Genomic DNA, 8,724 nt, shown 5'->3' with positions numbered 1-8,724 from the left:
CCACATGATTCCGTTAAGCACCCGCCGGTCATCCACCCGGGGAACACCGCGCGGCTTGTCGGGCAACAAAGGCGCGATGATCGCCCATTCCCCATCTGTCGGTTCGTACCATCGCCGCGCCATCCTGCCCTCCAAGCTCGGAGAGCCGTGAATCACGCGCAGCCATAATCCTCAAGGGATTCCTATGAGTTTATGCCAGAGATCGTCTTGTGAGGACCATAGGCAGTAGATGCATCGCGCCAGCGCAGTCCGTTCCTGATCATGGAGATAATGCAGCTGACGATCCGGCGGTCATTGACCTGCGGAATGCCGTGCAACACTGGGAAATACGGCTCGATGCGGCGCATTCGTGCCTCGCTCAACAACCACAACAAGCAGATCAGCAGCGCCCCCCCGATGTCGCTACCGAATCAACCTACTGCCTCCCGCACAATCGATTTAACCGGTCCTTAGCGTAGAACAATTCGCACGTGAGAAATGTACAAATGGTGGTTTAAATTGTTGCCGGAACAAAGCTGTCGTGAAGAAAACTGGGGCGCCCCGATGGAGCGCCCCGAACATATTCAATACGATTTCATTACACTGTGAACGCCATCAGATCGCTTCAGCAGTCAGACGCGGCATTGTCTTATCGTTGCGGGGCTTGCCGATGCTGTGCAGTTCGATACCAGCGCGTTCGGCTTCCGCCCGCGGATAAATATTGCGCAAATCGACCACTAGCGGCTTGGTCATAATCTTGGCCAGTCGATCGAGGTTGAGCGCCCGGAACTCGTCCCATTCGGTCACGATCACCAATGCGTCGACACCTTCGGCCGTTTCGTACGGACCTTCGGCGAATTCCACATCGGTCAACATCGGACGTGCCTGCTCAAGCCCTTCGGGATCATAGGCGCGGACCTTGGCGCCTGCGTCCTGCAGGGCGGCAATCACCGCAACGCTGGGTGCGTCGCGCATATCGTCAGTGTTCGGCTTGAAGGTTAGACCAAGGACACCGACGGTCTTGCCGCGCACTTCCCCGCCCATTGCCCGAATGACCTTGCGGCCCATAGCACGCTTGCGGGCATCGTTGACCTGAACTGTCGCCTCGACGATCCGGAGCGGCGTTTCATTGTCCGCTGCGGTCTTCATCAGCGCCAGCGTATCTTTCGGAAAACAAGAACCGCCATAACCCGGGCCAGCATGGAGGAACTTGCCGCCGATCCGACCATCGGATCCAATACCTCGCGCCACTTCCTGCACATCTGCGCCGACCTGCTCACACAGATCGGCGATTTCGTTGATGAACGTGATCTTCACCGCCAGAAATGCGTTTGCCGCATATTTGATCAGCTCAGCCGTACGGCGACCGGTGAACATGACCGGCGCAGCCTGGTTGAGCGACAACGGACGGTAGATCGCCGCCATCACTTCCTCGGCACCCGCATCCTCGCAGCCCACAACAACGCGGTCGGGGCGCTTGAAATCTTCGATCGCCGCACCTTCGCGAAGAAACTCGGGATTGGAGACGACCTTCGCGCCCGACTGCGGAGCGACTTCGGCGATGATACGCTCTACTTCGTCGCCAGTGCCAACCGGCACGGTCGACTTGGTCACAATCACCGTCGGCTTGGTAAGATTTTCAGCGATTTCGCGCGCTGCTGCAAACACGTAGGACAGGTCGGCATGGCCATCCCCGCGACGCGAAGGCGTACCCACCGCGATGAAAACGGCGTCGGCATCCCTGACACCCTTGACAAGATCCGTGGTGAAGGAGAGCCGTCCAGCCTTCACATTGGACGAAACCAGTTCGGCCAAACCTGGCTCGTAGATCGGCATAACGTTTTCATGAAGGAGATCGATCTTGCGTGCATCCTTGTCGACGCAAACCACGTCGTGCCCGAAATCGGAGAAACAAGCGCCCGAAACCAGTCCGACATATCCCGTACCAATCATTGTGATTTTCATGCCAATTCCCTGACTTTAAGAAGTATTTTTAATGCTTATGATCGCTTTGGTTTGAGCCCAAAACGCCTTCGCACGTCGAAATCTGCGCTGGTTGCTACCATCGCTTGCTGCAGTGCACAACTTTCAGATTGAAGACGTTTCAAAATGGGCGCTTTAAAAATTGCCTTTTATTTGGGTGTACGCCTTACGCCACTTTGCCCCGGTCCGGCGCCATGGTCTCGATGATGGTCTGCACCACGTTCGCAGGCTCAAATCTGTCGAGGTGTCGCTGAACCTGCAGCCGATAGGCCGCCCAGGCTTCTGGACCGGAAAGCAGATTGTTGCGCGTCTCGCGTGCGGTATTGAGCGCTAGAACGAACGATTTGTCGTCATCGGGATCGTACATGATGCCCAATTCACCGGCGGCTTCGCTCAGCCCCCCCCGATCTGCGACAATGGAAATACCTCCTGCGGCGACGGCTTCTAACGCGACGGCACCAAAGGGTTCCTGCCAGAGCGAGGGGACAATGATATAAGCCGCTCTGCCCATCTCTCTGGCGGTTTGATCGCCTTCCAAGCGACCGACGAAAGTAACGTTCTTTAGCCCGCTATCGATTCGTTTCTGAACCTCGCCGGCAAGCGAGCCGTCACCTACGATACGCAACTCCTCGACGCCGAGCGTCTCCTGAATCAATGGCCATCGATCGAGTAAATAATTCACGCCTTTTTCAGGTTCGACCCGCCCGACAAACAAGGCGCCGCTCCGTTCTGTCGGATCCTTGATGATATCTTGCTTAATATGCAGCGTATTGGCGAACGGCGAGGTGACCGTGTATTCAGGTAAACCGCTAACCCGCCCGATATATTTGCTGGTCACGAAATGATGTGCTCGCGCCATGATCCAGCGCCGGAGGATATCGAAGGAGAACAATGATTTTGAAAGGCCGAACGCGCTTTCGGAATGATGACGCAGACCAAAGGGCCGCCGAATATAGAGTAGGGGATAAAGCAATCTCAAAGAGAGATTGGACAAAATCAGTATATCGGCAGTTTTGTATAGTTTCGTTAGCTCGGAGGTATTGGGTTGCCGGACGATCTCAAATTCGAACCCGTCCACCGGGCCGGGCGTCAGCGTAACCACCGTTACGTCGTGACCGGCCCTGCTGAAGGCCGTCGCCAGAATGGATACATTGGTCGAAACACCGCCAATATCGGGAAAGAACGTATAGCTGGAAATTACGACCTTCATGCTTTAACTTTCTGCACGTTCAGTTTGTCGTAGAGTATCAGATAGGAATTGACGACGTTGCGAATGTCGAAATGTTCATAAGCATAGGCTTCGACATTTCGCGACATTTCCGCCCAATGCCTATCGTCTACCTCTGAAATTTGTCGAAGGCCGGCCAGCAAAGCCTCACGATCGCTATTTTCAAAGAAAAAGCCTCGCACGTTTGGTTCGATATGGTCGACACATCCGCTGACTTGGGTAGCGAGAGGGACTACACCGTGCGCCATCGCCTCGAGCATAGAGTTCGAAAGTCCCTCGGCCGAAGAGGCAATGAGGATATATCCGTATCTTTCGAGCAGCTGGCTCGGATCGCTGGAAAATCCACGGTAACGCACGTGGCTGCTTGCGGGGGCAGTCTCGATTGTGTTTTCAAGCCTATTCTGCAAGGGTCCCTTGCCCCAGATATCGACCGTAAGCCTAGAAGAATTTCCCAAGCTGATCGCCGCATCGGCAAGCGTCACCACATTCTTGTCATCCGCAAGCCGACCGAGAAAAAGCGCCTTCGAAGCACGCGTCGCGTCGCGTTCGCGGCTACTTTTGCGGGTCGGTAATACCAATCCGTTTGGGATCAGCGCCACCTTCGCCTCGTTGACGCCATGCGAGGTAAGATCCTGTTTGATCGCAGCGGTCGTAGCAACGAAACAGGTGACGTTCTTAGCGACGAACCGCCTGCCGACCGCACCGAAATATTTGCGTGAACCAATTGCCTTTATGTCGGCGCCTTCACCGCCGGTCGCCGATTTGAGCAATGACGGTATTTTGAAAAATTTGCTCGCTATTGCTGCGACGAAGGCATGAATGCGAATCTGGTGGCAATGAAAAACATCGATGATGCGCCTGTTCAAGAAGACCCAGAGCAAAATCTGGAATGCCCATATCAACGCAGCAGGTAGGTATCGTCCCGAAACTTGCGGACTGGCATAGGTCCAGAAATAGCGGACGCGCACCCCCTCATCGATTGTCCATCCGGCCCGCGACCATTTGCGCGTGCTGGCAAGCATGATGACATCCGTACCGGCCGCCTGCATCGTACGAGAAAGCAATCTGGCTTGTTTATCCAAGCCGCCGCTGCTGTTGGTATCGTCATAATGACAGATAGCCATCACGATCATGCCAGTTCGCTCCAAATGAAATAAAAATTGATCAACATGGCGTGCTGGCAGGCATATCTCGGTAAAGTATTTCGCCGACTGGCCGTCGGGTCGACCGGTTACGTCCTGACATTACAGTTCGCTCATAAGGCCTCAATAGGCAATTCTACGCTTAGGCGGTCGCAAGTGAGACCTCAACGCCGATTTGACAGCCGCTTTGAATCTCTTCGCGAAGCCGTAAGTGCGTCAGTATTCCGCACAATTTAGTTCTCGCCCACAGCCTGTCGAAGCATGGTATTATCGCCTGTTCCGTATTTCTTGCGCATGCGTTTTGCAACGCGTGGAGAGGCCAAGCATTCGGCATAAGCGGCGTCGAGCTGCGCAAACATGCTGGAAAACGCCCAATCGCTCGTCGGCGACTGCTCCGCTCCGATCGTATAGCGTGCCAACCGCTCGCGATCGCGTGCGAGTTTTACCGCCTCGCGTGCAACGGCCTCGGCGTCGCTTGTCGCGGCAATGATCCCGTTCCTGTCCTGCGCGATGATTTCCTCGATCCCTTCGAACGGGCTCACCACCGCGGGCTTGCCACCGGCCAAGCTTTGCACGATGACTCGTGGCAATCCCTCCCGCAACGAACAAAGAATACTCATGTCGCTAAGCGCGACAAGCCGTTCGGGATCATTGCGATACCCAAGCAATTCGACCCGATCGCGCAGTCCCAGATCCGATATCATCGCCTCCAGATTGCCACGCTCCGACCCGTCGCCGGCGAACAGCACGCGAATATTATCATCCGGCTGGATCATGCGCGCAAACTCGCGCAGGAATTCCGCATGGCGCTTCCGCGCCTCATAAACTGCCATCATAAGGATGACGACGGGCCGGTTTGCCCGATCGGACGTACCGATCAGTGCCTGCGCGTCGGCCGGCCTGGGTGCATCGTAAAACTTTTCGATTTCCATGCCCGAACGCACAACGCTGTGCGGCTTGTTCTGACCGATATCATGGGTGAGATAGGACTGCTTTGTGCCCTCGCTGACATGGATGAAATGATCGGTGACCGCCGCCGCAGCATGCTCCACGGCAAGATAGGTTAGCTTCTCGCGCGTACTGACATTGCTGAACGGTAGAATATGAACGCCGTGGATAAGCGCCGAGGCGCCCGCCATTTTACCAGCGGTTCTGCCAAGAATGCCCGCTTTGCTCGAATGCGTATGGATAACATCGGCGCCGATTTGTTGGAAAAGCTTCTTGAGCGCTCTCACGCCCGCCCAATCGGCGACCGGCGATATGTTCCACACCATTTCCTCGACATGGTGGACAGTCACCTGCGGATGCCGATTGCGATAGAAATCGATATCGGAGTTCTGACCGCAAACCAGGTGAACGTCATTCCCGCTTTCGGCCTGGTGGACACAGCTTGCCCAAGTGTTTTCTTCACATCCCCCAACACGGTTCATTCGGGTTTGCACATGCGCGATGGTAAGGGGCTGCACGCTGATTTTCCTTAAATGTTAGATTTTCCAGCAAGAAAATTTGACATACCCGTGTCATGCTGGCGGAGGTTTTTTGCCATATCGAGTTTTAAGGTTTTTATCTGATTTTGACAAGGCAAGCGTAGCTTTTAGAAATATCCTGACTGCCATTGATACCTCTATTTTCGAGAAGACCGCTGAGACGAATGTTGCAGCGAGCATGGCTAATGTGGATTGCATACCTGCTCGCTGCGAAGCGACGGAGAACAGATTATTCGCAGCAGTTTTCATCATTATTTTAACGTGAGAGACGATTGGGAATACGCAAACGCGAGTTGGAGGGGCGCCGGGCCGGCATGATCCGTTGAGGTCTTTGCATGTTTTGCGTATGTCCGAAAAGTCTCGCTCCCTAGTCGCGTTGCAAATGGTGCTATCGCGCGTTGACGCCTGATGTAGAACGCCGGACGTTAAGCCCAATTGCCGAATTCTGGCATTTACGCCGCCATCGTCTTATGAGTGGGTGCGCTGTCTTTCAGAGGAAATGTGAATGCGAGTGATCCTGCTCATAAGCAATTTCAGCAAGATGAATACGGGCATCGGCGGTCACTATTACAGCGTTCTCGCCACGGCCGAAGCATTGGCGGAGGCAGGTCACGCGGTTCGAGTGGTTTGTATCGGGGACCGTCCATCTCCGGTCCTGTCCCGTTGGGAAAGCGGCGTTTGCGACTTTATCCCCGTGAACGCCCGCAAGACAGCAATGTTCTTGCCGCAGTTTAGAACATTGATCAGTGAATTCAAACCGGATGTCATTCACGGGTTTGACATGAATGCATCTTTGTTTGGGCGCATCGCTGCGTTGTTATCACGAACCTACTATGCCCATACATTATGCGGAGGCAAAGCGCCCAAAGGTTGGCGCCATTTTCCGTTCGTGCGAAATCTGGTGGTGTATTCCGCAGAGCTGCAGCAGCATTTCCGCAATGCTTTTGCGCGCGACGATAGAAATCTGGCTCTGATCGCAAACAGGGTCAGGGCGGTGACCAGCCCCGAGGAGCGATTGTCACTTTTTCGCGAACACATAACCCCTGGGGCATTGGTAATCCTGCGGATCAGCCGCATTCACCCCTATTTCGAACGGTCAATCCGCCAGACGCTTTCCCTAGGGAAGCTATTACGGTCGCAAGGCGTTAAATGCCAGGTTGTTATTCTGGGCCATGCTTCCGATGCGGGGAGCATGGAGCGCATAAAGGCGATCTTGCCGGAAGAAGATCGCCTCGTTACTGATCCTGAGCTGGCGCATAATGCAAAAGAGTTGAACGGCGCCGCCGACTGGGTTGTCGGTACCGGTCGCTCTTTCATGGAAGCGGCAAGCCTTGGCAAGGTCATGCTTTGCCCATCTGCCGATCAAGATTTACCGATACTCATTACGCCGCAAACGTTCGACGCAGCATTTGCTGCGAATTTTTCGGAGCGTGTAACCGTTGATTTGTCTGAAGAGGCGAATCGTGCGGAAATTATAAAGGAAGCTAAAAAAGAAGAAAAAGAAAGTGCTTTGGCGAGCTTGTCGAAAGAATATTTCGAAACCCACTTCTCGATTGACAGGCTTGCTCAAAAATACGAAAAATTTTATGCCAAACTGCAAGCATCTCGCGTGGGTGATTTCAAAGACTGGCCCATACAGGCTGCGTCTTTTTTAAAGCGGAATATCACTCTTAAGAACCGCTATTGATATTTATTGCCCCCGGCAGAAGTTGGATGCAAACTTGCCGTAGCCATAGATGATACGCTTAGTCTGCAGGCATGACTGAATTGCAGGAAGGGGATTGTTTTCTCTTTCATTGGCATCCTACTGGATTGCACACGGTATGAGCCGTGGGTCCTGTCTTCGAACATGTCGCTTGACGGCTACATTACCGACAAAACCGATGTGCCGGGTTTTAAATGTCTGGTTTAAGTTCATGATCTCCTGACAATGATGCCTGTGGTTGTGAAGGGGTGCACGCAATCAGCCATTCGTCGTACCGAACCATCGCGATCTAATCCCATCGGCAAAAGGACAGCGGCCCATGACGCTTTTCAAAATCCTCTATCGCAAGCAGGGCGTCGTTGCCTGGAGCCAGTTTGTGGGTCCCGCAATCAGCAGCCTCGTCGAAACCTTGCAAGATGAAGTCGCGTATGAATTCGATATGGGCGACGGCAAGGTCAGGACTATCGCCGCCCGCCGGCCAGCCATTGACGATCCTTGGGAGCCGACCGCTTTTCCGCAACTTCATGTCTTTTCCATTTTACCTGAGGTGATGCTTGCTCAGGGATTTCAAGATGGCGCTGGGTATGTGCCCAGTATCTTTTCGGACAAACCTCTCGAGCAGGACGATCCCGGCAGGCGTCCGGCCGTGGACATCGACAGCATTGACTTCAATCATTCGAAACAGGACCTTCTTGCCTACAAGGGAATGGGCGCGGTTGGGCCGTCACTCACCAGATGGGGAATAAGCATTTTTCGCGTCGACGATCCCAAGAAAAACAAGGAGGTCATGATTGGTGGCATGGCGATGGGCGGCGGCAAGAACCGAAACATGCCGCTCGTAGAGTACAAGAATGGCCAATTTCGCGCGCGATGGGACACGATCATCAGCAACGTACACAGCGATGGAACCTTCATTGATGCCGAGCGCAACACCGTCAAAATTGAATGTGACAATGTTGTAACGGACGGCACATCTTGGAACATTGGGACGTTCGGTCGCCATAATGGTAAACTTTATGCACGTCTCGGCGGAAAACCGCATACCCGCCATTCGCACCCCGACCTGCGTTACAGCTATTCCGCTAACCCAGAAGCCAGCAATCTGGTTGGATGCCGAAAAGGCGACACCTGCGATATATCGTTGAACTGCCTTATTTTCGGACAGGGCGAGGTGAGCGAGAAGTTTATCCGCAAGTTGGA

9 protein-coding genes are annotated in these 8,724 nt (G+C 54.0%); 2 read left to right on the top strand and 7 right to left on the bottom strand.

All coding sequences use genetic code 11. The features are described 5' to 3' along the window. From Q0897_RS15735 to Q0897_RS15710, 7 genes are all read right to left on the bottom strand, one after another. A partial coding sequence (locus Q0897_RS15735) for a transposase (RefSeq protein ID WP_366519950.1) occupies positions 1 to 123 on the bottom strand: 123 nt, incomplete at its 3' end. Between the two features lie 59 nt (positions 124 to 182). After that, positions 183 to 362 carry a transposase gene (locus Q0897_RS16170; protein ID WP_366519949.1) on the bottom strand — a complete coding sequence of 60 codons (180 nt, stop codon included), beginning with the start codon at positions 360 to 362 and terminating at the stop codon, positions 183 to 185. A 232-nt stretch (positions 363 to 594) separates the two neighbouring features. After that, complete coding sequence (locus Q0897_RS15730; RefSeq protein ID WP_299310345.1) at positions 595 to 1,944, bottom strand: UDP-glucose/GDP-mannose dehydrogenase family protein; 1,350 nt, start codon at positions 1,942 to 1,944, stop codon at positions 595 to 597. 184 nt (positions 1,945 to 2,128) lie between these two features. After that, entirely contained in the window at positions 2,129 to 3,172 is a 1,044-nt protein-coding gene (locus Q0897_RS15725) for a glycosyltransferase family 4 protein (protein ID WP_239807248.1), read from the bottom strand. Next, positions 3,169 to 4,323, bottom strand: coding sequence for a glycosyltransferase family 4 protein (locus Q0897_RS15720; RefSeq protein WP_299310342.1), 1,155 nt, complete (start codon positions 4,321 to 4,323; stop codon positions 3,169 to 3,171). The genes Q0897_RS15725 and Q0897_RS15720 overlap by 4 nt, the downstream gene beginning before the upstream one ends. A 242-nt stretch (positions 4,324 to 4,565) precedes the next feature. Continuing rightward, positions 4,566 to 5,798, bottom strand: coding sequence for a glycosyltransferase (locus Q0897_RS15715; RefSeq protein ID WP_299310340.1), 1,233 nt, complete (start codon positions 5,796 to 5,798; stop codon positions 4,566 to 4,568). A gap of 54 nt (positions 5,799 to 5,852) precedes the next feature. Then, the gene (locus tag Q0897_RS15710) at positions 5,853 to 6,071 is read right to left on the bottom strand and encodes a hypothetical protein (RefSeq protein WP_299310338.1); all 219 of its coding nucleotides are present in this window, start codon (positions 6,069 to 6,071) and stop codon (positions 5,853 to 5,855) included. 253 nt (positions 6,072 to 6,324) lie between these two features. Between Q0897_RS15710 and Q0897_RS15705 the strand changes: the two genes are divergently transcribed. Both Q0897_RS15705 and Q0897_RS15700 read left to right on the top strand, forming a co-directional pair. After that, positions 6,325 to 7,506, top strand: coding sequence for a glycosyltransferase (locus Q0897_RS15705; RefSeq protein WP_299310336.1), 1,182 nt, complete (start codon positions 6,325 to 6,327; stop codon positions 7,504 to 7,506). Positions 7,507 to 7,843: 337 nt separating this feature from the next. Then, the coding region (locus tag Q0897_RS15700; RefSeq protein WP_299310334.1) for a hypothetical protein at positions 7,844 to 8,724 on the top strand (881 nt) is incomplete at its 3' end.

Origin of the sequence: uncultured Croceicoccus sp., assembly GCF_947496385.1 — a bacterium.
In the GTDB taxonomy this organism is placed as follows: domain Bacteria; phylum Pseudomonadota; class Alphaproteobacteria; order Sphingomonadales; family Sphingomonadaceae; genus Croceicoccus.
The sequence above is the reverse complement of the archived record's forward strand: the minus strand, read 5'-3'. Positions and strand labels throughout refer to the sequence as shown.

Bases quoted from the DNA above. Each gene is read 5' to 3' on its own strand.
- Q0897_RS15730 (WP_299310345.1), bottom strand. From the start codon at position 1,944: ATGAAAATCACAATGATTGGTACGGGATATGTCGGACTGGTTTCGGGC.
- Q0897_RS15705 (WP_299310336.1), top strand. From the start codon at position 6,325: ATGCGAGTGATCCTGCTCATAAGCAATTTCAGCAAGATGAATACGGGC.
- Q0897_RS15725 (WP_239807248.1), bottom strand. From the start codon at position 3,172: ATGAAGGTCGTAATTTCCAGCTATACGTTCTTTCCCGATATTGGCGGT.
- Q0897_RS15720 (WP_299310342.1), bottom strand. From the start codon at position 4,323: ATGATCGTGATGGCTATCTGTCATTATGACGATACCAACAGCAGCGGC.
- Q0897_RS15710 (WP_299310338.1), bottom strand. From the start codon at position 6,071: ATGATGAAAACTGCTGCGAATAATCTGTTCTCCGTCGCTTCGCAGCGA.